We start from the raw sequence: 26038 nt of genomic DNA, 5'->3' as shown, positions 1-26038 counted from the left end.
ACATGGTGGATTCGATCGGCGCGAGGCCGTCAGTAGCAGGAGATCGCTCCGTCGCGCGCGTCGCCGCCGCGACGCCGACGACGGCCGTTCAGACGCCGGTACAGCAGGCATCGTCGTCGGCATCGGCCCAGCCCTCGGTCCTCTCGGACTCGTTGGCACTGGCGAAGACGATGGCCTCGTCGCCCCCGGTCAACGCGACGCGCGTCGCCGAGATCAAGAAGGCGATCGCCAGCGGCACCTTCCCCATCCTTCCCGCGACCATCGCCGACCGGCTGATGGCGCTCAGCCTCGCCTGGAATTCCAATGAAGCGGCGTGAAGCCCTGATCCGCGTGATCGACTCGCTGCATGCCGAGATCGCCGCGCTGAAGTCGAACGACGTCGCCAGCCTCGAGCGCGCGACCGCCGACAAGCTCGCCGGGATCGAACAGGTCGCGTTGCTGGGCACCGGCCCCGCCGGCACCGAGATCCGCGAGCTGGCCGACGAGGCGAACCGGCTCAACGAGACGTGCCGGATCTACACCAATCTGATGGCGGCAAATGTCCGCCGCCGCCTGCAAACCCTGACCGGCGACGGTGCCGTTGCCGGGTATCGCCCAGGCCTGCGCGCGGCATACGCTTAAGTAGCGCGCCCACTCTTCCTAACCTCCGCCATCTCAGCTTCGTCATCCCCGCGCAGGCGGGGATCCATATCCTCCAGCGCATGCGATTCTACCGCACGGCTAGCCAGTATGGGTTCCCGCCTCCGCGGGAATGACGATTGGCGGTGGAACCAAACGCCAAAACTGGCACGCCCCTTGCTGAGTATCCCCTGAATCAGGGGCACCGCACACGGGCATGACCGTCAATCCTATCACTACCGGCCGGATCCAGTCCGCGATCGCGCTTGCGAGCAGCAAGACGGGCGTGGATTTCGACTATCTGCTGGGCCAGGCGAAGCTCGAGAGCGGGCTGAACGCCAATGCCAAGGCCGGCACGTCGAGCGCATCGGGCCTCTACCAGTTCATCGAACAGAGCTGGCTCTCCGTCGTCAAGAAGCACGGCGCGGAGCACGGCATGGCCTGGGCCGCGAACAGCATCGGCCAGTCGTCGAGCGGCCGCCTCTCGGTCGGCGATGCCGGCACCAAGGCTGCGATCCTCGCGCTGCGCAACGATCCCAATGCCGCCTCGCTGATGGCCGCCGAATACGCGTCGGACAACAAGGCCTCGCTCGAAGGCACGCTGAACCGCCCGGCGTCGGGCACCGACCTGTATATGGCGCACTTCATGGGGCTCGGTGGCGCGACCAAGTTCCTCAAGACGATGCAGTCCAACCCGCAGGCGAGCGGCGCGGCACTATTTCCGGCCGCGGCCCGCGCGAACCACAACGTCTTCTACGATTCGAACAACCAGCCGCGCACGCTGTCGGCGATCTACGACCGGTTCGCCGACAAGCTCGGCAGTGCCGCCGCCGGGGCAAGCGCGACCGCCACGCCCGCCAACTACGCCGCGCAGGCGCTCGACATGAACGGCAGCACCGTCATCACCGGCAACAACGAAAGCGCCGACGACGCGCTCGCCTGGGCGACTACCGCGATGGGCAGGTTCACCGGCAAGACGACGCAGGCCGCCGCGAGCATCCTGCGCCCGACGCCCGATACCGCGCGGCTCGCGTACATGATGCTCGCACGGCTGGGCGGCTAAGCGATGAACCGCATCCTCTCCAACGCCCGCGCGTCGGTCCTGCCGCTCGCGATCCTGTTGCTCGTGCTCGTCATGGTCGTGCCGATCCCGGCGTTCATGCTCGACATCTTCTTCGTGGCGAACATCGCGATCAGCCTCGCGGTGCTGATGGTCGCCTTGAACGCACAGAAGCCGCTCGACTTCTCCGCCTTCCCGACCGTGCTGCTGTTCGCCACGCTGTTCCGTCTCGGCCTCAACGTCGCCTCCACGCGCATCGTGCTGGTCCACGGCCACGAGGGAGAGAGCGCGGCGGGTCACGTCATCGAGGCGTTCGGCACGTTCCTGATCGGCGGCGATTACGTCGTCGGCATCTTCGTCTTCGCGATCCTGATGATCATCAACATGATCGTCGTCACCAAGGGTGCCGGCCGCGTCTCCGAAGTCAGCGCGCGCTTCACACTCGACGCGCTCCCCGGCAAGCAGATGGCGATCGACGCCGATCTCAACGCCGGCCTCATCACCCCCGACGAAGCCAAAGCACGCCGCGTCGAAGTCTCCACCGAAGCCGATTTCTACGGCTCGATGGATGGCTCGTCGAAGTTCGTGAAGGGCGATGCGGTCGCGGCGATGCTGATCCTCGCCGCCAACATCATCGGCGGCCTGATCCTCGGCCCCGTCAGCCACGGCATGACGATCGCCGACGCCGCGCACAATTACATCCTGCTCGCGATCGGCGACGCGCTCGTCGCGCAGCTGCCGAGCCTGATGCTGTCGATCGCCGCCGCGTCGATCGTCACCCGCGTCACCTCCGACAAGGATCTCGCCGGCCAGATCGGCGGCCAGTTCGGGAGCCCGCGCACCTGGACGCCGGTCGCGGTGATCCTCGCGCTGCTCGGCATCCTGCCCGGCATGCCGCACATGGTGATCCTGCCGGCAGCGGCCATCGCCGGGTTCGCCGCGTGGAAGCTGCGCCAGATCGAGCGCCGCCCTGCCCCCGTCGTCGTCGTCCCCGTCGAGACGATCGACCAGTCGAAGATCGGCTGGGAGGAAGTCACCGACGGGATGCAGGTCAATCTCGACATCGGCTACGGCCTGGTGCCGCTCGCCGACGAGCGTCGCGGGTCGCCGCTGATGGGGCGGATCACCGGCGTGCGCCGCCAGCTGTCGAAGGAACTGGGCTTCGTCGTGCCGCAGGTCCGCGTCCGCGACGACATCAACCTCGCGCCGTACGTCTACCGCATCCTCGTCAACGGCGTCGTCGTCGGCGAGGACACCGTGTCGCCTGACGAGATGCTCGCGCTCGACACGGGGCAGGCGTTCGGCGACCTGTTCGGCAAGAAGGTCAAGGATCCGACCTTCGGGCTCGACGCGACCTGGGTCGATGCGGGCGATGCCGATGCCGCGACCGGTGCAGGCTATCTCGTGGTCGATCCCGGCACGGTGATGGCGACGCATCTCAACCACCTGCTCGGCCAGAACGCGTCCGAGCTGCTCGGCCAGGACGAAGTGCAGGCGCTGCTCGACGGCCTCAAGGAGCGCGCCGCGCAACTGGTGGCAGCACTCGCACCGCTGCCTATCACGACGCTGACGCAGGTCCTGAAAGGCCTGCTCGCGGAGAACGTGCCGCTCAAGGAATTCCGCCGCATCGCCGGCGCGATCGCGGTCGCGGCGCAGCGCACGCAGGACGCCGAGGAAATCATCGAGACGATCCGTCCCGAGCTCGGCGCGCTCATCATCCAGAAACTGTGCGGCGTGCGCGAACCGCTGCGCGTCATGACGTTGGAGGGTCAATTGGAAGGTCTGCTCGGCCAGGCGATGCGCGCCGATCAATCGCGCCGCCACGTCATCGAACCCGATCTCGGCCGCCGCATCGTTGAGGCGCTGCAACGCGCCGCCGAACCGCTGATCGCCGAGGCGAAACCGTTCGCGCTGGTCGTCCAGCCGACCATCCGCATCGCCATCCGCAAGCTCGTGCGGACGTGCCTGCCCGACACCCCGGTCATGTCGTTCTTCGAAGTGCCTGAGGAGAAGGCCGTCGAAGTCGTCGCGGTCATCGGCGCCTCTCAACAGGCGCTGGCGGCATGAGCGCGCTCCCGATGCGTGGCGCATTCGAAGACGCCCAGCCTTTGACGTACCGTCCGCACCAGCGCCCTGGCGGCGACGCGGACCAGCTCGTCAAACAGCATCTCCCGCTCGTCCGCCGGATCGCCTGGCACGTCCACGGCAGCATGAGCAGCAGCGTCGAGGTCGAGGACCTGATACAGGTCGGCCTGGTCGCGCTGGTCGAGGCCGCCGCGAATTTCGACGAGCGTGGGCTTCCGTTCAAGACCTACCTGATCACGCGGTTACGCGGCAGCATGATCGACGAACTCCGCCGCCAGGCGACGTCGACGCGAGGCGCGATGCGTCGCCGTCGCCAATATGCCGAGGCGATCTCGACGCTCACCGCCCGCACCGGGAAAGCCCCAGGAGAAGACATGATCGCAGAGCATATCGGCGTGACGATCGAAAAACTCCGCACCGACTACGTCACCGCCGACTCGATCCGCTTCGACTCGATCGACGAGATGTATGCGGACGACCTGCCGTGGTTCGCCGACGACACGCCCGATGCGTTCGAACAGCTCGCCGACAGCGACATGCGCGAGGCCTTGATCAAGGCGATCACCGCGCTGCCCGAACGCGAGGCGCAGGTGATCCAGCTTTATTATGTCGAGGAACTCAACCTCGAGGAGATCGGCGAAGTCTTCGGCGTAGGCTCCGCGCGCGTCTGCCAGATCAAGGCGTCCGCGCATGCGAAGTTGAAGAAGGCACTGGCTCGCCAGATCGCCTGAGCCCTGTTTCTTCAGCGCGTGGAAGAGTAATCGGCGCGGATGACGTTGGACGACCTCGGACCGCGCATCTGCATCATGGGGCCATCCAACAGCGGCAAGTCCACGCTGGCGGACGCCCTATCGCAGGCGCGAAGGCTCACCGCGATCCACCTCGACCAGCTTCACCATCTGCCGCATACCGACTGGGTCCCGCGGCCCGCAGACGAATTCGCCGCGTTGCATGACGCTGCGATCCTGGGCGCATGCTGGGTGATGGACGGCAATTATTCACGGCTTCTCCCGCGTCGGCTGGAGCGCGCCACCGGGGTCATCCTGCTCGATGTGCCCACCGCGGTCAGCCTCTATCGCTATCTGAAACGCTGCTGGTTCGATTATGATCGCCGCGGCGCGCTCGAGGGCGGTCGCGACACGGTCAAATGGGCGATGATCCGCCACATCACGATCGCCACCAGGGCGAACCGCGCCCGCTATGCGCGGATGTTCGAGCAGATCCACCTGCCGAAGGTGGCGCTGAAGTCGACCGGCGCGCTTGCCGCCTTCTACCGGTCGAACGATTTGCGCCGCTGAACGTCGATCCGGACCCCGTATCCTGAGGGGTCCGGACCATTCGGTCAGCCGTGCAGCGACCGGCGGAACGTCTCGGGCAGGAACACGAGACCCACCAGCGCCGTCACCGCGCAGGCAAGGATCGGGTACCAGAGCCCGTAATAGATATCCCCGGTCGCCGCGACCATCGCGAACGCCGCGGTCGGCAAGAACCCGCCGAACCAGCCATTGCCGATATGATAGGGCAGCGACATCGAGGTGTAGCGGATCCGCGTCGGGAACAGCTCGACCAGCAACGCGGCGATCGGCCCGTAGACCATCGTCACGTACAGCACGAGCAGGACGAGGATCGCGACGACCATCGGCTTGTTGATCTGCGCCGGGTCCGCCTTTTCAGGGTAGCCGACCGCGGTCAGTGCGGTCTTTACTTCCGCACCGAACGCCTTGATCGCCGCCGCCTTGTCAGGACCGGTAACGACCGCGGGGTTGACGACCGGGATGGTCGCGCCGCCGATATGGATCTGCGCGACGGTGCCTGCAGGTGCGATCACGTTGGCATAGGAGATGCCGGCCTTCGCCAGATACGCCTTGGCGATGTCGCACGAGCTGCTGTCGAACTTGTTCTTGCCGACCGGATCGAACTGCACCGAACACTCGTCGGGGTTGGCCACCACCGTCACCGGCGAGTTGGCCTGCGCCGCATAGAGTGCCGGGTTGGCGGCCTTCGACAGTGCGTGGAACAGAGGCATATACGTCAGTGCCGCGAGCGCGCAGCCGGTCAGGATGATGTACTTCCGCCCGATCTTGTCCGACAGCCAGCCGAAGAAGATGAACGCCGGCGTGGCGATCAACAGCGCGATCGCGATCAGGATGTTGGTGGTCGGCCCGTCGACGCGCAAATTCTTCTCGAGGAAGAACAATGCGTAGAACTGGCTCGTGTAGAACACGACGCCCTGGCCGACGACCGCACCGAACAGCGCGATCAGCACGACCTTCAGATTGCTCCACTGCCCGAACGCCTCGGTCAGCGGCGCCTTCGAGGTCTTGCCCTCGTCCTTCATCTTCTGGAACACCGGGCTCTCTTCGAGCTGCATGCGGATCCAGAGCGACACGGCGAGCAACGCGATCGAGACGATGAACGGGATACGCCAGCCCCATGCCGCGAATGCCTCTTCGCCGACCAGAGTCCGCACGCCGATGACGATCAACAGCGCCGCGAACAGCCCGAGGGAAGCGGTCGTCTGGATGAAGCTGGTGAACAGCCCGCGCTTCTTGTCGGGCGCGTGCTCTGCGACATAGGTCGCGGCACCACCATATTCGCCGCCGAGCGCGAGGCCCTGCAACAGGCGCAGCACGACCAGCGCGATCGGCGCGGCGACGCCGACCGACGCGTAGCTTGGCAGCAGGCCGACCAGGAAGGTCGACAGGCCCATGATCGCCATCGTCACGAGGAACGTATTCTTGCGGCCGACGACATCGCCGATCCGCCCGAACACCAGCGCACCGAACGGCCGCACCGCGAACCCGGCCGCGAACGCCGCGAGCGCGAAGATGAACCCGGTGGTCTCGTTGACGCCCGAGAAGAACTGCGCGGTGATGATCGTCGCGAGCAGGCCGTAGAGGTAGAAATCATACCATTCGAACACCGCGCCGAGCGACGACGCGATGATGATCAGCGGCTGGCTCTGCTTCACGTGCCCAAGGGGCGAAGCATCCCCTGTTATCGTCGCCATGGCGGTATCCTCTCAGATGGGTGGGTGGGGATTCTGCGGCGTTGGGCCGTCAGAAGCCGTATTTGAATGCGAATTCGAGGCGGTCGAGCGCGCCGGTGTCACCCGAGACGAGCTCGCGGACCGCGTGGCGATATTCCACCCCGATGTCGAAGCCCTTGCCCGGCGACCAGAACAGGTTGCCTGCGCCGCCATAGGACTTGGCGTTGGCCAGTCCCGTGACGATCACCCCGGCCGGATAATTGGCCGACTGGTAGCTGCCCATGAGCGTCGAATGGATCGCATCGGTCCAGCCGATTCGCAGCGCCGCGAAGCCCGCGAAATTGTCGATCCGCTCGAGCTGGGTCGCGCCGCCGCCGTAGATCGCGTCGGGGACGTATCCCAATCCCAGGTACCGGCCGATGCCCTGCCCGTAGGTCGCCATGAAGCGCAGGTCGTGACGCTTGCCGATGGGAATCTTGCCGGACCCGGAAACGCCCCAGCCGAAGGCGGTATCGCCGCTGCCCAGCGTATCGGTGCGCAACTCGCGCGCGAGGCCGGCGAGCGCGAAATCGCCGAATTTCGGCTTCCAGTTCACGCGTGCCACCACGTCGGGCAGGCGATCGTCATCCGTGTCGACCAGCGCGGCGTTGGCCGGCGATGCCGTTTCCGTTTCGGGGTTCTCGGCCGCGATCTGCAACGTCAGCCCGGATCGCAACGGGATGGTGTAGCGGACCTGAGCCTGGCGGTTGAACACGGTGCCGTCCAGCGGTCCAACGAAGTCCGTCGTCTCCGGCAGTACGGCGATGTTCTGGAAGGTCGACCATTCCTGCCCGACCAGCAAATTGCCATATTCGATGAAGCCGCGACGGAAGGTGGGCGTGTAGGGATTGGTGGCGCGCTGCGCGCCGACCGGTGCCGTCGCGAGCGCGAAATCGAACTCCACCAGCGTCTTGATGTCGGTGCCGTTCATCGGGGTCGACGTGCTGAACTGCAGGCGGGTCTGGCGCGCGGAGAGCAGCAGATCCTGTGTGGAGAACCCGCCGCCGACCGGAATCTGCTGCGGCAGGAAGAACTCCTTGCCCAGCCCCCCGACCGCGGCTTCGCCATCGCTGTAGCGGCTGGCAATGACGTTGAGGCGAACAAAGCCGCCCAGCTTGACCGTCGTGTTGCCGACGCGAAAACCGTCGGTCGGTGCCGAATTTGTCGCGACAGGCTTGGCCTGGGCCACGTTGGTCGCGCCGGGCGATCGGCCTGGCGACTCGGATGCCACGCTCATCGACGACGCGGTCATAGGATTGGTGTTCATGGGGGTCGGGGCGATCGGCGCTGCGGCCGTCGCCCGCGCCGCGGTTAGCTCGCCGCGCAGATCCTGCACCGCGGCTTCGAGCGCCTTCAACCGTGTCTCGAGCTCGACTTCGCGCGCGGTCTGCGCCTGCGCCGCAGTCGGCACCAAGCCCGCCAACGCACTACTCACCAGCAGCGTCCTGAAAGCCAATCGCTTCATGCCCGTTTCCATCCCCACCCGTCTCCGTCCCAGTTCGTCTATTCGACGTTCTACTATAGGATCGTTGCCACCATGACGGATTGCGACGACGCACACATCCCTTACTTTGGTTAGGGATGATCGTGCCGACACGACCGCGTACAGCGCGGCAAAAGGAGAGCCAGATGACCGAGGCAAGCTATCCCGTCCCCGCGGCATGGGCGAAGGACGCCCTGATCGACGCCGCCGCCTATGACCGGATGTATGCCGAGGCCGCGACCGATGCCGACGCGTTCTGGGCTAAGGAGGCCAAGCGCCTCGACTGGATCGTGCCGCCGACCAAGATCAAGGACACGTCGTTCGACGAGAGCGACTTCCACATCCGCTGGTTCGAGGACGGCCAGCTCAACGTCGCCGCGAACTGCGTCGATCGCCACGCCGAGACGCGCCCCGACGCGACCGCGATCCTGTGGGAAGGCGACGACCCCGCCGACGACCGCAAGATCAGCTATGCCGAACTGCGCGACGAGGTGTCGAAACTCGGCAATGCGCTGAAGGCGAAGGGCGTCAAGAAGGGCGACCGCGTCACGATCTACCTGCCGATGATCCCCGAGGCGGCGTTCGCGATGCTCGCGTGCGCGCGGATCGGTGCAATTCATTCGGTGGTGTTCGGCGGCTTCTCGCCCGAGAGCCTGTGCAATCGTATCCACGACTGCGACAGCCGCATCGTCATCACCGCTGACGAGGGTCTGCGTGGCGGCAAGACCGTCCCGTTGAAGGCAAACGTCGACGCCGCGCTCGACCACGGCGATCTCGCGGTCGAGACCGTCATCGTCGTCCGCCGCACCGGCGGCAAGGTCACGATGACCGAAGGCCGCGACTGCTGGTATTCGGAGTGCGTCGAAGGCCAGTCGACCGATTGCGCGCCCGAACCGATGAACGCCGAGGACCCGCTGTTCATCCTCTACACCAGCGGCTCCACGGGCCAGCCCAAGGGCGTGCTCCACTCGACCGGCGGGTATCTGGTATGGGCGTCGATGACGCACGAATACGTCTTCAACTACCGCCCCGGCGAGATCTTCTGGTGCGCGGCAGACGTCGGCTGGGTCACCGGCCACACCTATTCGCTGTACGGCGCGCTCGCCAACGGCGCGACCACCGTGATGTTCGAGGGCGTGCCGAACTACCCCGATCACAGCCGCTTCTGGAGAATCGTCGACAAATACCAGGTCAACATCCTCTACACCGCACCGACCGCGCTCCGGTCGCTGATGCGCGAGGGCGACGACTGGGTGACGCGCACTAGTCGCAAGTCGCTGCGCCTGCTCGGCTCGGTCGGCGAACCGATCAATCCCGAGGCGTGGAACTGGTATCACAACGTCGTCGGCGACGGCCGCTGCCCGATCGTCGACACCTGGTGGCAGACCGAAACGGGGGGGCACATGATCTCGCCTTTGCCCGGCGCCACCGCACTCAAGCCCGGCAGCGCAACGAAACCCCTGTTCGGCGTGATGCCCGAACTGGTCGATGCCGACGGTAAGGTGCTGGACGGCGCGGTCGAGGGTAATCTCGTCATCGCCGACAGCTGGCCGGGCCAGATGCGGACCGTGTGGAACGATCACGAGCGCTTCTTCCAGACGTATTTCTCGACCTATCCGGGCAAGTATTTCACCGGCGACGGCTGCCGCCGCGACGAGGACGGCTATTACTGGATCACCGGCCGCGTCGACGACGTCATCAACGTCAGCGGCCACCGGATGGGCACCGCCGAAGTCGAGAGCGCGCTCGTCGCGCACTCGAAGGTCGCCGAGGCCGCGGTCGTCGGCATGCCGCACGACGTGAAGGGCCAGGGCATCTACGCCTACGTCACCTTGAACGCGAACGCCGAGCCGAGCGAGGAACTGCGCAAGGAACTGGTCCAATGGGTCCGCCGCGAGATCGGCCCGATCGCGACCCCCGACATCCTCCAGTTCGCGCCCGCGCTGCCCAAGACGCGCTCGGGGAAGATCATGCGCCGCATCCTGCGCAAGATCGCGGAGAACCAGCTCGACCAGCTCGGCGATACCTCGACGCTCGCCGATCCCGCGGTGGTCGACGCGCTGATCGCCGGCCGCGAGGAGGCTATCCCCGTACCGGCATGACGCGCACGATCCTCATCGCCGACGATCACCCGCTGTTCCGCCAGGCGCTCAAACTGGCGGTCAGCCGCGCCGCGCCCGACGCGGTGGTGATCGAGGCGGGGCAACTCTGCGAGGCGGTCGACGCGGTGCGCGCGGCGGAGCGTCTCGACCTGATCCTGCTCGACCTGCGCATGCCGGGCTCGGAAGGTTTTGCGGGCGTGGCGCTGCTCCACGCCGAACGCCCCGACACGCCGATCATGGTGATCTCCTCGGCCGACGAAGCCGAGGCGGCACCGCGTGCGAGGGCGTATGGCGCGATAGGCTTCGTTTCCAAGACTGCCGACCTCGCCACGCTGGAAAACGCGGTTGCCCGAGCCCTCGCCGGCGAACGCGACGCACCGATCGAAGGCGCCTCCGTCGATGACATGGCGACGCGGGTTGCGAGCCTCACCCCGACCGAACTCAAAGTCCTGCTCGGCGTGCTGGCCGGTCGCCTCAACAAGCAAGTCGCCTTCGACCTCGGCATCTCCGAAGGCACCGTGAAGGGCCACATGACCGCCATCCTCCGCAAACTCGGCGTCCAGAACCGCACGCAAGCCGTCCTCGCGGCACGGGCAATGGACATCCACTTCGCCGATTAGCCGCGCGCCGGCTCCCCCTCCCCCAACCGTCATCCTGACGAAAGTCAGGACCCAGGATACCACCCACCCCGATCGTGGCTCTGGATCCTGACTTTCGTCAGGATGACGAAGTGTGCCCGTGCCCCCAATCCTCCCCCGCAAGGGGAGGTGACGCCGGAGGCGACGGAGGGGGAGGAACACGCAACAGCAGTTCCTCCTTTCCTCCCCCTCCGTCAGGCAAGCGCCTGCCCCCCCCTGGCGGGGGAGGATCAAGCAGGCTCAACTTCCCAGCGCCGCCGCCGCGGACGCATCCTCGATAAACCGCCACAAATCCGCCGGCACCACCGGCTTCGTCAGCACGACAAGCCCAACACACCGCACATCATCCACAACCGTACGATCCGCCGTCACCAGCGCAATCGCCGGCGCCGGCACCATCGCCCGCAGCCGTGCCACGACATCCAGCCCATCCTCCGCCTCGTCCAGATGAAAGTCGACCAGCGCCACATCCGGCTCCTCGTCCGCCGCCAGCTCCATCGCCTCGGCGATCGTCGCGGCTAGCAACGGCACGCACCGCCGAGCGCGCAACGCCGCATCGAGCGCCGCCAGGATCGTCGCATCGTTATCGAGACACAGCACCCGCAACCCCGGCACCAGCGCGCGCGTCGCCAAGGGCGTCGGCAACGCCACGTCCAACCCGGCAGGCGCAAGCGGAACCCGCACCGCAAACGTCGTCCCCCGCCCCAAGTCCGACCGCAACTCCACCGCCACGCCAAGCAACCGCGCAATCCGCCGCACGATCGCCAGCCCGAGCCCGACGCCGCCCCCCGCGCTGCCCTTGCTCTCCAACCGCTCGAACTCCTCGAAGATCCGCTCGCGGTCCGCCGCAGCAATCCCCGGTCCGTTGTCGCGCACCTCGATCAGCACATCGTCGCCACGCCGCCGCGCCCCGATCCAGACCCGCCCATCCGCCGAATAGCGCACCGCATTCGACAGGAAATTCTGCAGGATCGACCGCAGCAACGACCGATCCGTCGCCACGCTGAACGCCCCCGGATGCGCCGCCAGCACCAGCCCGCGCTCCCCCGCCAACGGCCGGAACTGCACCGCCAGTTCCTCGATCAACGCCCCCAGCGCAAACCGCTCGACCTTTGGGACCACGCCCCCGGCATCGAGCCGCGACACATCAAGCAGCGCACGCAGCAACGTGTCCGCCGACCCGATCGCGCCATCGATCGCGCGCACCAGTTCCGCCTGATGCGGCGCCCTGTCTTCGGCCAGCGCTGCGCAGAACAGCCGCGCCGCATGCAACGGCTGCAACAGGTCATGGCTCGCCGCCGCCAGGAACCGCGTCTTGTCGCGCGTCGCGGTCTCGGCGATCGCGCGCGCCTCGTCGAGCATGTGGTTCGACCGCGCGAGGTCCTGCGTCCGCGCCGCGACCCGCGCCTCGAGATCGGCCTGCGCCTCCTTCTCCGCGGTGATGTCGGTAAAACTCTGAACGTAGCCGCCACCCGGCATCGGCCGCCCGACCATCTTGATCCACCGCCCCGACGGCCGTTGCCGTTCGAAACTGTGCGGCGTGCCGCGCGCGAGGTGCGCCACCCGCCGACCGACATGCGCCGCGATATCGCCGGCGATACCTTCACGCTCGGCATTGTAGCGGATCAGGTCGGCGATCGAGCGCCCAACAACGACATACCCCTCCGGATAGTCGAACATCTCGACATAGCGCGGATTCCACGCGACCAGCCGCAGGTCCGCGTCGATCACGCTGACGCCCGGATCGATCGTCTCCAGCGTCGCGGACAATAGCGTGCGCGAGAACCGCAGCGAGCGCCCGCGCTGGTCAAGCAGCCGGACCACGTCGCTGACGTCGATCGCCGACCCGGCAATGCTCGACGCGACGATCTTCCGTGCCGACGGCGCGCCGATCACGCCCGCGATCAACCGCTCGGCGGTGCGCGCGGCGGGGCCGTCGATCGGCGCGCGCGGATCGGCGGACACCAGATCCAGCGCCAGCGCCTCGGTATCGCCGACGAACCTAGCCACGAGCGACTTCAACTCGCCGAGCGTCGTGACGTGATCGAGCGCGCTGTTGCCGCGCTGGCGTTCGCGGACGTGCAAACCCGCCATCAGCGCGACGTTGACGCCGAGGCTCCACACCGTACCGTTGACCAGCGGCGAACCGATCCGCCAGCCGAGCAGCGCATCGGGATCGAGCCACCCGCGCGTGAACTGCGCCAGCGCCGACCCGACGCCCTCGCCGATCGACGGCAGCAACAGGCAGTAGATCCAGACGATAACGCCACCGACCAGCCCCGCGCGCGCGGCGGTGTGGTTGGCGAAGTTCCAGCCGACCGTCGCGATCAGCGCGGGCGCGAACTGCGCGACGCCGGCGAACGCGATCAGCCCGATCGACGCGAGCGGCAGGTCCGCACCGAGGCTCCGTCCATACACCAGCGCGACCGCGACGATCGCCGCGATGATGAGGCGCCGCACGCGCAGCATCCGCCGCCCGAGCTCGCCTTCGCCCGCCTCGCCGTGCCGCCGGAGCAGCAGCGGTGCGAGCAGATCGTTGGTCGCCATCGTCGACAGCGCGATCGTCTCGACCACCACCATCGCCGTCGCCGCCGAGAACCCGCCCAGGAACGCGAGCAACGCAACGACGTGCTGACCCTGCTGCAACGGCACCGCGAGCACGTACAGATCGGGCTCGGCATCGCCCGGCAACAGCGTCATGCCCGCGAGCGCCAGCGGTAGCACGAGCAGCGAGATCACCACCATGTACGCGATGAACGGTCCCCGCGCCCGGGCGACCGCGTCGGGTCGGCGCGCCTCGATCACCCCGACATAGAATTGCCGCGGCAGACACAGGATCGCGAGCGCCGACAGCAATGTCCGCACCCAGAAATCCGACGACAGCGCCCCCCAGGTAAAGCCCGCCCGGAGCCGCGCCAAGGACGGCGCCAGCGTCGCTGCCGGTACGTCGACGAGCAACGCCATCGTCACCACGCCGAGCACGACGAAACAGAGCAGCTTGATCAGCGACTCCGCCGCGATCGCCGCGATCACGCCGGGATTGCGCCCCGCCACCTCATACCGCCGCGCGCCAAAGACGATCGCGAACACCGCCAGCAGCAGCGCGACGAACGTGCCGACCTCCGCCGAACTGCCGACGCCCGCGATCGCGCCGAAACTCAGCGTCACCGACCGCAGCTGGAGCGCGATATACGGCACCGATGCTAGCAAGGCCGTGCCCGCGACGATCGCCGCGGTGCTGCGACTGCGCCCGTACCGCGCCGAGATGAAGTCCGCGATCGAACTCGATCCCTCGTCGCGCGCGAGCTTCACCAGCCGCGCGAGAAACTTCGGCGCGAGCAGGAACACCAACGCCGGCCCGAGATAGATGGCGAGGTAATCCCACCCGCGCGTGGCGGCGGTGCCGACCCCGCCGAAGAACGTCCAGCTGCTGCAATAGACCGCGAGCGACAGCGGATAGGCGATCCGCCCGAGCCGCTGCGACAGGCCTCGCCGATCGACCACCCAGGCGATGCCGAACAGCACCGCGCAATAGGCGATGATCGCAAAGATCACATTCGGCCCGCTGATGGCCCCGCTCCCGGTCTGCTCGATATCGTCGTGGAAGAATCAGCCTACGCGTTCGCCCTGCTGTTGCAATGCAACATGACGGCAGATGCACGCCAGCGAGCGATCTTACGGCCGCACGAACGTCGCCGTCGAATAGGCCGAGAGCGTCCGCCATCCCAGGCGTTCGTACAGCGCGCGCCCCGCTTCGGTCGCGACCAGCCGTTCGGGCGTACCGGGATAGCGCCGCGCACCCTGAAGCGCCGCCATCACCGCGCGGCCCAACCCCTGCCGACGATGCGCGGGCGCGGTCGCGATCCGGTCATAGGCGAAGGCGTCGGGTGTTTCGCCCGCGTAGCCGCTCGCCGCCAGCGTGCCATCCTCCGCCAATATCCGCACCGCGATCACCGCATCATTGCGCACGACGTCGATCGCGTAGGCGTCGACCGGGGCGGCCTCGAAGCGCGCGCCGCTGCTTTGCATGAAGAAATTGCCACCTTCGACCTGCCAGCCGCCGGGGAGGATCGATCGGAGTTCGTCGGCCTCTCCACACAGCTTCAGCAAGTAGCGGGGATCCTGAAGACCGCGGGCAAGCGCCACCAATCCTGGCCCGACCATCGGAAACACCCAGCGGCTGATCTCCGCCTCGGTGCCGGTATCGACCCGGAAGCCGCCCTGGTCGGCAACAGGCTGCGGCACCACGCGCGCCAGCGACCGGCCGCAAAGCCACGCATACACACTGTCGGGATCGACGCCTCTGGTGTTCATCGTCACTCGCGTTGCAACAGCTGCACGCCGGTATCGAAGGCGGACGGTGGCCTGACAAGACGTCACACTCTATACAGGCGCCGACCGCGAACGCCGCAAAACCCCGGCGGCCGAAGCCACCGGGGTTCTGTCCGTCCGCATCGGCGGACGGGTCCGATCGGCACCGACACCCTTTTGGGGGGGCGGTGCCGGTGCCGTTTCGGATTACTGAAGCAGCTTCAGGACGCTCTGCTGGCTCTGGTTGGCCTGGCTGAGCATCGCGGTCGATGCCTGGCTCAGGATCTGTGCCTTGGCGAGGGCGGTCGTCTCCGACGAGAAGTCGGTGTCTTCGATCCGGCTCTTGGCGTCCGACAGGTTGGTCGAGTTCGAGGTCAGGTTGTTGACCGCCGACTGCAGCTGGTTCTGCGCCGCACCAAGGTTCGCACGACGGTTCGAGACGTTCGAGATCGCCGTGTCGTAGTCGGACAGCGTGCCGGCCGAACCGGTTGCCGTCACGACCGTGCCGAGGCCCGTGCCCGCAGCCTTGAGGTCGCCGCCGAGAGCGAGATCGATCGCGTCGGTCGAGTTCGCACCGGCCTGGATCTTCACCGTGCCGCCGGTACCCGCCGAACCGTCGAACAGCGCCACGCCGTTGAACTTGGTGTTCGTCAGGACGTTCGTGATCTGGGTCGACAGCGCGTCCTGCTCGGCCTTGATGTTCAGGATGTCGCTGGCCGAATACGTGCCGTTGCCCTTCTGAACTTCGAGTTCGCGCATACGCTGCAGGTTGTTGGTGACCTCGTCGAGCGCGCCTTCAGCGGTCTGCGCCATCGAGATGCCGTCATTGGCGTTGCGGATGCCCTGGTTCATGCCCTTGATCTGCGACGTCATCGACGTCTTGATCGCCATGCCGGCTGCGTTGTCCTTGGCCGAGTTGATGCTCTTGCCGGTCGACAGGCGCTCCATCGAGGTCGACAGCGCCATGCTGGCGGCGTTCGAAGCGTTCGCGGCGCGCATGGCCGAGATGTTGGTACCGATGACAGTCATTGCGAAATCTCCGTAAATTTTCAGACGATCCGCGCCGCCCCCGTGGCGAAGTGCCGATCTATCGAAATGAGTAACGGCCGGGTCCGCGCGGGCTTTAGAAAAAAATCGCGCCGGAAATTACAGCGGGATCGAATCGGCAATCACGCCGTCCCGACCGCCGTCCGCCCAAGCCTTCTACGCGGGCGCACGCGCGCGAACGCGGTCGCACGTGTCCGCGCAGCCACGCCCGGAAATATTCTGCCGGCAGGCGGCAGCATTTAACCAGTAGTTTACCAGCAATGCGGCATTCCCCGACTCGTCCAAGGGGAACACCATGCGATCGATTTTTCCATCAGCCGCAGTCACTTCGCGAAAATATGCGCTGGTCTCGTCGCTGCGCGCGCAGGGCTTCGGCGTGGGCTCGTTCGAAACCGGCCAGCCCGGCGCGAACGACCTGTTCCTGGTGGCGGATGGCGAGGGCATCACCGCCCCTGCCCGTACCGTGGTGATCGGCTGCGAGGGGCGTCAGGTGACCCCGTCGCGTGACGGCACGCCGGCCCGGATCAGCTTCACCGCCGAGGACGCCGCAGTCGGCAACGGCTTCGCGCGCGCGCTGATCGGTGGGCCCGAGATGCCGACCGCCGCCGACCCCGAATCACTCGCGCTGCTTGCGCTTGCCGAGCGCGTCGCCGCCGCCGACATCACCGTGCTGATCAACGGCCCGACCGGCACCGGCAAGGAAGTGCTCGCGCGTGCCATCCACAACGGCTCCGCGCGGAAAGACAAGCCGTTCATCGCGATCAACTGCGCCGCGCTCCCCGAATCGATGCTCGAGGCGCTGCTGTTCGGCCACCAGAAGGGCGCGTTCACCGGCGCGTCGAGCGGTGGCGACGGCTTCTTCCGTGCAGCGAATGGCGGCACGATCCTGCTGGACGAGATCGCCGAGATGCCGCTCCAGTTGCAGGCGAAGCTGCTGCGCGTGTTGCAGGAGCGCGAGGTCGTGCCGCTCGGTGCCTCGGTGCCGCAGCCGATCGACGTCCGCGTGATCGCGTGTGCCAACCGCGATCTTCACGCCGAAGTCGCTGCCGGCCGGTTCCGCGCCGATCTCTATTACCGTCTCGCGGTGTTCCCGCTCGCGACCAAGCCGCTGGCCGACCGCCCGCACGATATTCCCGCGCTCGCCGCCACGCTGATCCTGCGCCACGCCGGCAACCGCACGCTCATTCCCTGGCCGAGCCACGCCGCGATCGAACAGCTGATGCACCATGACTGGCCGGGCAACGTCCGCGAGCTCGAGAACGTGATCCAGCGCGCGTTGCTGTTCTGCGGCGGCGACACGATCGAGGCGAACCACATCGTGTTCGATCGTCCGGTGTCGCTGACCTTCCAGCGCAGCGTGCCGATGGCGTCGATCATCCCGGCCGCGGTCGTCGCACCGGCCGAGCCCGAAACCCGGGGCAGCCCCGACACCCTGGGCAACATCGTCCAGATGAGCGAGTTCGCCGCGATCCGCGAGACGCTGAAGGCGTGCAACGGCAGCCGGATCGAGACCGCCAAGCGTCTCGGCATCTCCGAACGCACGCTGCGCTACCGCCTCGCCAAGGCGCGCGAGCAGGGTGACGATATCGGCAGCGTCCATAACTGGGCGGCCTCGGCATGAGCGGCGTCTCGGGCATTGGTGGCGGCGCGATGAGCGTCGACCGCGTGATGGCGCTGCGGTCGCAGATCCTCGAACGCAACCAGGCGCTGTCGCGTGCCGGCGCCACCGGCAACGCCGCGCCGACCGAAGCGGTCAAGCCGGTCAGCTTCGTCGACACGATGGAATCGGCGCTCAAAAGCGTCAACGAAGGCCAGACCCAGGCCGCCAAGGTCAGCGAAAGCTATGAGCGCGGCGAGACGGTCGACATCGCGAAAGTGATGCTCGCTCGCCAGCAGGCGTCGGTCGGTTTCGAGGCGACGTTGCAGGTCCGCAACAAGCTGCTGTCCGCCTACAAGGATATCATGAGCATGCCGGTCTGACATGAGCACCGCACTCATCCCATCGCCCGGCGGCACAGAACGGTTCGCCAACCCTCTCCAGCAGATCAAGAGCGCGTTCGCGCAGCCGGCGGTCCGCCGTTCGCTGCCGATGGCGCTGATGGTCGGACTCATCGCGGCCGCCGCGCTTGCGTGGATGAGCCTGTCGACGCCGACACAGAAGACGCTGTTCAGCGGGCTGCCGGATTCGGACAAGGCCGCGGTCACCTCCGCGCTGACCACCGCCAACATCAAGAGCCATATCGACGACGGTACCGGCGCGCTGACGGTGTCCGAAGAGGACTATAGCCGCGCGAAGATGCTGCTCGCGGGCCAGGGCCTGCCCAAGGCGGCGCCCGGCGGTTATGCGATCCTCGACCAGCTGCCGATGGGCGTGAGCCGTGCGGTCGAGGGCGAACGCCTTCGTCAGGCGCGCGAATCCGAGCTCGCCAAGTCGATCGAGGAGATCGATGCGGTCGCCGAGGCGCGCGTGCATCTCGCGATGCCGGAAGCATCGGTGTTCGTCCGCGACAACGCCGCACCGTCGGCGTCGGTGATCCTGAAATTGCAGGGCGGCCGTTCGCTGAGCGATGCTCAGGTCAGCTCGATCATCAACCTCGTCGCCTCGTCGGTGCCGGGGATGAAGCCCGAGGCGGTGACGATCGTCGACCAGATGGGCGCGTTGCTGACCAAGAGCGGTGGCGGCGATGGTGCCGGCGCCGCAAGCGACGCCCGGATCGATATCCAGCGCCGGATCGAGGACAAGTATCGCACCCAGCTGATCGCGCTGCTCACGCCGCTAGTCGGCGCGGGCAACTTCACCGCCGAGGTCCAGGCCGACGTCAATCTCGACGAGAGCCAGGCGACGCGTGAAAGCTACGAGAAGCAGGGCGTATTGCGCGCCGAGACGGGCAACTGGACGGGTAACCAGAAGGAAGGTGCCGCCGCTGGCCCAGGCGGTATTCCCGGCGCACTCAGCAACACCCCGCCCTCGGCGAGCACCTTGTCGACCCCGCAGGCGCAGAACGGCAACCCCGGCCCTCCGGTCGCGGGCGGTCCGGCCCCGGATCCGATGAAGCAGTCCGACCAGTATCAGCGCGCCTACGATCTCGGCCGCGAAGTCTCGGTCACGCGCGCGACGCCGGGCGGGGTCAAGCGCCTGTCGGTCGCCGTCCTGCTCCGCGATCCCGACAAGACCCGCCGCACCGCGATGGAGATCACCCAGATCAGCGATCTCGTGAAGAGCGCGGTCGGCTTCGATGCGGCGCGCAACGACAACGTCACGGTGATCAGCCGCAAGTTCGCCGGCGCCGATGCGTCCGCGACGAGCGGCCCCGCTTGGTACGACAACGCCTGGCTGCCGGTGCTCGCACGCAACGGCACCGCGATCGTCATCGCGCTGCTGGTGCTGCTGCTCGGCGTCCGCCCGATCGCCAAGGCACTGATGAAGAAGCGCGAGGATGCCACGACGCGTCCCGCCTTCGGCCAGCCGATCGGCGAGGTCGATGGCGACGGCGCGCCTGCCGGGATCGGCGTGGCCGCCCCCGTCAGCCTCGACCAGCTCGAGAACACGCGTGGCTATGACGACCGGATCGGCGCGGTGCGCGGTTTCACCCGCGACAATCCGACCCGCGCCGCGCTGGCGGTACGCGACATGATCAAGGCGGACGCGAAGTGAGCGAAGTCGCCATCAGAACCTACACCGGCGTCGAGCGCGCAGCGGTCCTGATGATGCTGGTCGGTGAGGAAGAGGCTGCGGCCATCCTCCAGAAGCTCGAGCCCGAGGAAGTGCGTCAGCTTGGCGCGGCGATGTTCAAGGTCGCCGACGTGTCGGAGCAGGAAGTCGAGGACGTGCTCGACGATTTCGTCGGGCATGCCCGCGAACGCACCGCGATCGGCTTCGACCCGCGGCCCAAGATCGAGGCGGTGATGAACCGCGCGCTCGGCCGCGAAAAAGCCGAGAGCGTACTCGCGCGGATCACGCCGGCCGAGGCCGCGTGCGAACTCGAACTGCTCGACTGGCTTGATGCGCCCGAGATCGCCGCGATGATCGAGAAGGAGCATCCGCAGATCGCCGCGGTACTGATCGCCAATCTTGATGCGTCGATCGGCGGCCAGGTCCTCGAACTGCTGCCCGACGCGGTCCAGCCCGATATCCTCCACCGTATCGCGCGGCTCGGGCCGATCACGCCCGAGGCAGTCGATACGCTGCGCACCTTGCTCGCCAACCGCACCAGCACGTCGTCGGCGGGCGCCGGCGTCACGCTCGGCGGCACGCGCGAAGCCGCCAAGATTCTCTCGGGCGCGCGGAAGGCGACCGAACAGCGCGTCATGCCGAAGCTGTTCAAGATCGACCGCGACGTCGCCAAGGCGATCGAGGAGGCGATGTTCATCTTCGACAATCTGCTCGATCTCGACGACAAGAATCTGGGGACGCTGATCCGCAACGTCGACAGCGAGATCCTGACCAAGTCGCTGAAGGGCGTCGACGAGACGATCCGCAACCGCTTCCTCGGCTGCATGTCGGCGCGCGCCGCCGACGGCATCCGCGACGAGATGGAGGCACGCGGGCCGATGAAGCTCGCCGAGGTGCTCGAAGCGCAAAAGGCGATGATCGCAATCGCCCGCGGGCTCGCGAAGGACGGCACGATCCAGATGGGCGGAGGCGAGGACGATTATGTCTAACGGGTTCACCGCGGGCTTCGCGTCGCGCCACACCACCGCGGCCAACGTCCTCGCCAGCGCGTTCGCGCCGCCTTCGGGGTTCGCCGCGGCGGATATCCGCGCGCGCGCGACGATACGGCCTGCCAATGATTTCGGGCACGCGTTCACCGCCGAATCCGTTCGCGACACCGCGGGGGATGCCGGCGCACCCCGTCATTTCAGCCCGGCCGACAAGGACGTGAACCCGACCGCCGGCTGGGATCCGCTCGATCCGGTCAGCGAATCATCGTTCATCGACCCGCTCGCGGCCGCGCATGCCGCCGGCTACGAGGAGGGGCTTGCCGCCGCTGCGGCAGCCGCGCGCGATTCCGGGGCGCGGGACGCGACGTTGCTCGGCGATCTCGCCACCGCGCTGGGCGCCGATCGGATCGACCGCGAGCGGATCGCCGGACAGCTCCGCCAGACCGTCCTGTTCCTCGTGTCGAAGGTCGTCGGCGAAGTCGGGATCGCACCCGACGTGCTCGCCGGTCGGATCGAAAACGCCGCCGAACTGCTCGCCGACGGTGCCGAATCGGCGTTGCTCCGTGTCCACCCCGACGACGTCGCGCTGCTCGAGGGCCGTTTGCCGAAATCGATCTTCGCGGCCGGCGACCCCGGCGTCGCGCGCGGCAGCTTCGTCCTCGAAAGCGCCTCGACAATCGTCGAGGACGGTCCGGAATTGTGGCTCGATCAGCTGGCACTGGCGATCGACCGCGTGCCGGTGCCCAAATGTTGAACCGCTTCACCGCCGATTATCTCGAAACCCTCTCCAACGCCGATTTCGTCGCCAAGCCCAAGGTATCGGGCCGCCTAGCCTCGTTCGACGGCCTGCTGATGGAAGCGGTCGGGCTGACGTTGCCCGTCGGCACCGTTTGCCAGGTCGGCGAAGGTGCTGCGAGCGTGGAGGCCGAGGTCATCGGCTTCCGCAACGGCCGCACGTTGATGATGAACCTCGGCGGCGCCGCCGCGCTGCTGCCGCGGGCGCCAGTCAAGCCGATCGGTGCGCCCGGCGAGGCCGAGGTCGGACCTGCGTTGCTTGGTCGCGTCGTCGACGGTGCCGGCAAGCCGATCGACGGGCTCGGCCCGATCCGCGGCGCGGCGCGCTGGCCGCTCGCGGGGAAACTACAGTCGCCGCTCGATCGTGGTCGCGTGCGCGAACCACTCGACGTCGGCGTGCGCGCGATCAACGGCCTGCTGACGATCGGCCAGGGCCAGCGCGTCGGCATCATGGCCGGCTCGGGCGTCGGCAAGTCGGTGCTGCTCGGCATGATCGTTCGCGCCGCGCAGGCCGACGTCATCGTGATCGGCCTGATCGGCGAGCGCAGCCGCGAAGTCGCCGACTTCCTCGAGACCAAAGTGGCCGGCGAAGCGCGCAAGCGCTCGGTCGTCGTGGCGGTCCCCGCCAACCATTCGCCCGTCCTCCGCATCCGCGGTGCACTCCGCGCGCACGCGATCGCCGAAGCCTTCCGCGACGAGGGCAAGAAGGTCCTGCTCATCATGGATTCGCTGACCCGCGTCGCGCATGCCGGTCGCGAGATCGGCCTCGCGCTCGGCGAACCCGCGTCCGCGCGCGGCTATCCGCCCAGCGCGATCGCGATGCTGCCGAACCTGATCGAGCGCGCGGGCGTCGACGTCCACACCGGGGGCTCGATCACCGCGATCTACACGGTGCTCGCGGACGGCGACGACGGCAACGACCCGGTAGTCGATTCCGCCCGCTCGATCCTCGACGGCCATATCGTCCTCAACCGCCAGCTCGCCGAGCGCGGCGTGTACCCGGCGATCGACATCGGCCCGTCGGTCAGCCGCGTGATGACCGACATCGTCGACGCCCCTCATGCCGCGGCCGCGCGGACGCTCCGCCGCCACCTCGCCACCTACGAGGAGAACCGCGATCTCGTGCTGATGGGCGCGTATCGCCACGGCGCCGATCCCGCGATCGACGCCGCGATCGCCTGCCACCCGGCGGTCATGGAATATATCCGCCAGGACGCCGACGAAAACGTCTCGCTCGACGATGCCGTCGCCGAACTGACCGGCGTCTTCGGCGGCTGACATGGCGGATGCTCGCGGCAAGACGCTGGCGCGCATCCACCGCGTCCGCACGCTCCAGCTCGGCCTGACCCGCGCCGACGAAGCGCGCGCCCACGACAAGTTTGCCAGCGAGCAGGTCCTGTCCGGGCGTATCGCGCTGCTCGTCGAGGCGGTCGCGCCGGTCCACGAGACACAGGTCGCGGTGTCGCTCGGCGCCGCCGCGCATTACCGCGAACGCCTGCAGAAATCCGCCGATGCCGCGGTCGAGCGGATGCAGGCCGCCGAACATCATGTCGGCCGCGCTGCCGAAGCGACCCGCGCCGCCAAGCGAGACCAGAGTGCTGTCGAAAAGCTGCTCGCGCGTGCCGACGCCGACGCGGTGCTGAAAGCGATCCGCGCGATGGAAGAATCGCCCGCCTTCCGTAAGGTTCGGCACGATCCTTGCTGAGCGCTAGCGGACCGGCGCCGTGCCGCCGCCCGAACGAGTATCCTGCATGATCCCGACCGCGACCCTATCTCCCACGCTGCCGACCCCGGCGCGGTCGACGACCGTGCAGAACGGGCGGACGCCGGGCGATTTCGCGGGCTCCTTCGCGCAGGCGAACGACGACGCTACCGCGGAGTGTGCGCCGACGACACCGGCTTCGATCGTCGCGATCCCGCCGCTGTCGCCCGGCACGATCGTCCGGCAGGACGCCGCCGCGACCGGCAACACCTTGCCGACCCCGATCGTGACGGAGGCCGCACAGCCGATCGTCCCGGCGATCGTCACCCTTCTCGCCGAACCGCTCGCGGCAGGCCCGCGCCCGACATCGCTAACGCTGGTGCAGCCGCCAATCCCGGCAACTCCGGAGCCCGCGACGCCTGAGGTCGCCAAAAGCACCATCGCCCCGCGTCCAAGCCCTAATGCAGCGCGGCCCGCGGCGTTCGCGATCGCGCCCCGCGGCGGCAAGGCCAAGAACGACACCCCGACGACCCCATCGGACGACACCGCCGACGCGACGCCCGCCGATCAAGCGGCGCTGCCCGCTCAGCCCATGATCGCGCAGACCACGCTCGTTCCGCCCCTTGCGCAGGCAAACCCGGACATCCCGCTCGTCGCGTCCCCCGCAACTGCGCTGCCCCCCGAAGCCACCAAGATGATCCTGGCCGAGATTGCCGTCGCCCCAGCCGGATCGGTGATCGGTTCCGCGAAGCCTTTCGCTACGGGGGCGGCAGACGCAAAGCCTCTCGTGGCGGCGGGACCGGACCTCACGACCTCGATTGCCCCGGCCCCACGGCAATCCCGCAACGCGACGAAGCTCACACAGGCCGAACCGGCTGTGCCAACGGCGATCCCCGTCGCGCCACCCGCAATTCTGCAAATCCCGATCGGGCCACGCCCAGTCGCGCAGCCCAGCGCCCTGCCCGTCGCGACAGCCTCGCCGCGACCTGCGGTAGAGGTGGTAGATCGTAGCAAGATCTTACAGCGGGAAGTCGCGCCGGTCGCCCTGACGCCCGCCACCTCGGTCACCACCACGGCCGTCGCGACTCCGCCGTTGCAGATCGTAGCGCTAGCGGCGACCGTGCCCGTCGCGCCACAAATCTCAAGCGTGAGTCCCCCACTCGGTCTTGCGAGCGAACCCGGCTCGACCGCGCAATCGTCGGTGCCAGCACCGGCCGCCGACACCGCGCCGGCCGCGCCGCGCTGGACCGCGACCGAGGCGACCACCCCCGTCGCGCTCGCGCTCGCGCAGCCCGCTGCGGTCCAGCCGCAACCCGGCACCGTCGCCTCGGCCAGCCAGGTGTTCGGCGCCGCGATCCGGGCCGCCAAGGCACGCGACGAGCGTGATGCGACCGATCCGACCGCGCCGTCGATCGCCGCTAGCGCGCCGGTATCGCCGCTGGCGATCAAGACCGCCGAGGCACAGCAGGCCCCGCTCGACATGCGGCAGGAGCGCTGGCCGCATGCGATGATCGAGCGGATCGAAATCCTGCGCGACGCCGCCGATGCAACCGATACGCGGATCCGCCTGATCCCCGACGCGCTCGGCGCGATCGACGTCTCGATGCGCAAGGACGGCGATACCGTCCACGTCCATTTCACCGCCGAACAGGCCGCGACGCGCACGCTGTTGCACGACGCACAGCCGCGTCTCGTCGAACTCGCCGAAGCACGCGGGCTGAAGCTCGGCCAAGGCATGGTCAGTGACGGCAATGCCAGCTCCAGCCAGCAGCGCACCCCCACCGCGCCGCACACGCCGAATCGCCCGACGACCGCGACCACCACGGTCGCCGTCGACGCACCCGAAGATACCCGAATCGCTTGACCCGAAGGACCCTGATATGAGCGACAAGAAAGATATTGCCGACGCCACGCCCAAGAAAAAGGGCAAGATGAAGACGATCCTGATCGGCGGCGTCGCGCTGATCGTGCTGGTCGGCGGCGGCGTCGGCGCGGGCGTGTATGCGTCGAACGCCGGCCTGCTCGGCGGCGGTCACGCCGCGGCGGCCGACGACGGCAAGCCCAAACTCGTCCCCAAAAGCGAGCAGAAGCATCCCACCGAAGGCGGTGAAGGCGGCGGTCACGGTGGCGACGAAGCCGCACCCGAAAATCACGGGATGAAGCCCCCCGCAGGAGAGGGCGGCGACAAATACGCGTCGACCTATTACCCGATGGAGAAGGAATTCACCTCGAATCTCCAGGACTCGTCGCACTTCGTCCAGGTCGGCATCGCGGTCGCCACGCCGTATGACGACACCGTCATCACCAACCTGAAAACCAACGATATCGCGGTCCGTTCGGCGATCCTGATGGCGCTCGGCGACACCACCGAGGAGCAGGTCATGAGCAGCGACGGCAAGCGCCAGTTGCAGGTCCGCTTGGCGAAAGCGATCAACGATACGCTCAAGCAGAAGGAAGGCTTCGGCGGCATCGGTAACGTTTACTTTACCAGTTTCGTTGTTCAGTGA

22 protein-coding genes are annotated in these 26038 nt (G+C 67.5%); 17 read left to right on the top strand and 5 right to left on the bottom strand.

From position 1 onward, the window contains the following. Window positions 1-2: 2 nt before the first annotated feature. From flgM to C8J44_RS14125, 6 genes are all read left to right on the top strand, one after another. Entirely contained in the window at window positions 3-317 is a 315-nt protein-coding gene (gene flgM / locus C8J44_RS14155) for a flagellar biosynthesis anti-sigma factor FlgM (protein ID WP_121905023.1), read from the top strand. Further along, window positions 304-621: a flagellar protein FlgN gene (locus C8J44_RS14150; RefSeq protein WP_121885744.1), complete on the top strand. Its 318-nt coding sequence runs from the start codon at window positions 304-306 to the stop codon at window positions 619-621. The genes flgM and C8J44_RS14150 overlap by 14 nt, the downstream gene beginning before the upstream one ends. A gap of 214 nt (window positions 622-835) precedes the next feature. Continuing rightward, the gene (locus C8J44_RS14140; protein WP_121905021.1) at window positions 836-1681 is read left to right on the top strand and encodes a lytic transglycosylase domain-containing protein; all 846 of its coding nucleotides are present in this window, start codon (window positions 836-838) and stop codon (window positions 1679-1681) included. A gap of 3 nt (window positions 1682-1684) precedes the next feature. After that, entirely contained in the window at window positions 1685-3745 is a 2061-nt protein-coding gene (gene flhA / locus C8J44_RS14135; protein WP_056054189.1) for a flagellar biosynthesis protein FlhA, read from the top strand. After that, on the top strand, window positions 3742-4494 hold the full coding sequence (locus C8J44_RS14130; protein WP_121905020.1) for a FliA/WhiG family RNA polymerase sigma factor: 753 nt from the start codon (window positions 3742-3744) through the stop codon (window positions 4492-4494). The genes flhA and C8J44_RS14130 overlap by 4 nt, the downstream gene beginning before the upstream one ends. Before the next feature lie 39 nt (window positions 4495-4533). Beyond that, window positions 4534-5061 (top strand): AAA family ATPase, encoded by a 528-nt coding sequence (locus C8J44_RS14125; protein WP_121905019.1) that lies wholly within the window; start codon window positions 4534-4536, stop codon window positions 5059-5061. Between the two features lie 44 nt (window positions 5062-5105). On the opposite strand, the gene C8J44_RS14120 is transcribed toward C8J44_RS14125, so the two are convergent. Beyond that, window positions 5106-6773, bottom strand: coding sequence for an MFS transporter (locus C8J44_RS14120; protein ID WP_121905018.1), 1668 nt, complete (start codon window positions 6771-6773; stop codon window positions 5106-5108). Window positions 6774-6822: 49 nt separating this feature from the next. Next, on the bottom strand, window positions 6823-8256 hold the full coding sequence (locus tag C8J44_RS14115; protein ID WP_183128793.1) for a DcaP family trimeric outer membrane transporter: 1434 nt from the start codon (window positions 8254-8256) through the stop codon (window positions 6823-6825). A gap of 164 nt (window positions 8257-8420) precedes the next feature. Between C8J44_RS14115 and acs the strand changes: the two genes are divergently transcribed. After that, entirely contained in the window at window positions 8421-10376 is a 1956-nt protein-coding gene (gene acs, locus C8J44_RS14110) for an acetate--CoA ligase (protein WP_121905467.1), read from the top strand. After that, a complete protein-coding gene (locus tag C8J44_RS14105) occupies window positions 10373-10996 on the top strand; it encodes a response regulator transcription factor (protein WP_121905016.1) in 624 nt (207 codons plus the stop codon). The genes acs and C8J44_RS14105 overlap by 4 nt, the downstream gene beginning before the upstream one ends. A 258-nt stretch (window positions 10997-11254) precedes the next feature. Here the strand turns inward: C8J44_RS14105 and C8J44_RS14100 are convergent, their stop codons facing one another. From C8J44_RS14100 to C8J44_RS14090, 3 genes are all read right to left on the bottom strand, one after another. After that, on the bottom strand, window positions 11255-14569 hold the full coding sequence (locus C8J44_RS14100; protein WP_259466874.1) for a PAS domain-containing hybrid sensor histidine kinase/response regulator: 3315 nt from the start codon (window positions 14567-14569) through the stop codon (window positions 11255-11257). 120 nt (window positions 14570-14689) lie between these two features. Then, window positions 14690-15328 (bottom strand): GNAT family N-acetyltransferase, encoded by a 639-nt coding sequence (locus C8J44_RS14095; protein WP_147453212.1) that lies wholly within the window; start codon window positions 15326-15328, stop codon window positions 14690-14692. 204 nt (window positions 15329-15532) lie between these two features. Next, window positions 15533-16354, bottom strand: coding sequence for a flagellin (locus C8J44_RS14090; protein WP_056054167.1), 822 nt, complete (start codon window positions 16352-16354; stop codon window positions 15533-15535). Window positions 16355-16667: 313 nt separating this feature from the next. Here C8J44_RS14090 and C8J44_RS14085 point away from each other — a divergent pair, with 313 nt between their 5' ends. Genes C8J44_RS14085 through fliL form a run of 9 tightly spaced genes read left to right on the top strand, consistent with a single transcriptional unit; the run spans window position 16668 to window position 26038 of the window. Continuing rightward, window positions 16668-17993, top strand: coding sequence for a sigma-54-dependent Fis family transcriptional regulator (locus C8J44_RS14085; protein ID WP_121905014.1), 1326 nt, complete (start codon window positions 16668-16670; stop codon window positions 17991-17993). Continuing rightward, a complete protein-coding gene (gene fliE / locus C8J44_RS14080) occupies window positions 17990-18352 on the top strand; it encodes a flagellar hook-basal body complex protein FliE (protein ID WP_056054162.1) in 363 nt (120 codons plus the stop codon). Before C8J44_RS14085 ends, fliE begins: the two co-directional genes overlap by 4 nt. Window position 18353: 1 nt before the next feature. Then, on the top strand, window positions 18354-20027 hold the full coding sequence (fliF, locus tag C8J44_RS14075; RefSeq protein ID WP_056054159.1) for a flagellar basal-body MS-ring/collar protein FliF: 1674 nt from the start codon (window positions 18354-18356) through the stop codon (window positions 20025-20027). Next, on the top strand, window positions 20024-21034 hold the full coding sequence (gene fliG / locus C8J44_RS14070; RefSeq protein WP_056054156.1) for a flagellar motor switch protein FliG: 1011 nt from the start codon (window positions 20024-20026) through the stop codon (window positions 21032-21034). Before fliF ends, fliG begins: the two co-directional genes overlap by 4 nt. After that, complete coding sequence (locus tag C8J44_RS14065; RefSeq protein WP_121905013.1) at window positions 21027-21788, top strand: FliH/SctL family protein; 762 nt, start codon at window positions 21027-21029, stop codon at window positions 21786-21788. Before fliG ends, C8J44_RS14065 begins: the two co-directional genes overlap by 8 nt. Further along, on the top strand, window positions 21782-23107 hold the full coding sequence (locus C8J44_RS14060; RefSeq protein ID WP_121905012.1) for a FliI/YscN family ATPase: 1326 nt from the start codon (window positions 21782-21784) through the stop codon (window positions 23105-23107). Before C8J44_RS14065 ends, C8J44_RS14060 begins: the two co-directional genes overlap by 7 nt. A gap of 1 nt (window position 23108) precedes the next feature. Further along, window positions 23109-23534, top strand: coding sequence for a hypothetical protein (locus C8J44_RS14055; RefSeq protein WP_121905011.1), 426 nt, complete (start codon window positions 23109-23111; stop codon window positions 23532-23534). Between the two features lie 46 nt (window positions 23535-23580). Then, entirely contained in the window at window positions 23581-25395 is a 1815-nt protein-coding gene (locus C8J44_RS14050) for a flagellar hook-length control protein FliK (RefSeq protein ID WP_121905010.1), read from the top strand. Window positions 25396-25411: 16 nt separating this feature from the next. After that, window positions 25412-26038 carry a flagellar basal body-associated protein FliL gene (gene fliL / locus C8J44_RS14045; RefSeq protein WP_121905009.1) on the top strand — a complete coding sequence of 209 codons (627 nt, stop codon included), beginning with the start codon at window positions 25412-25414 and terminating at the stop codon, window positions 26036-26038.

Source organism: Sphingomonas sp. PP-CE-3A-406 (genome assembly GCF_003688625.1).
Lineage (GTDB): Bacteria > Pseudomonadota > Alphaproteobacteria > Sphingomonadales > Sphingomonadaceae > Sphingomonas.
The sequence above is the reverse complement of the archived record's forward strand: the minus strand, read 5'-3'. Positions and strand labels throughout refer to the sequence as shown.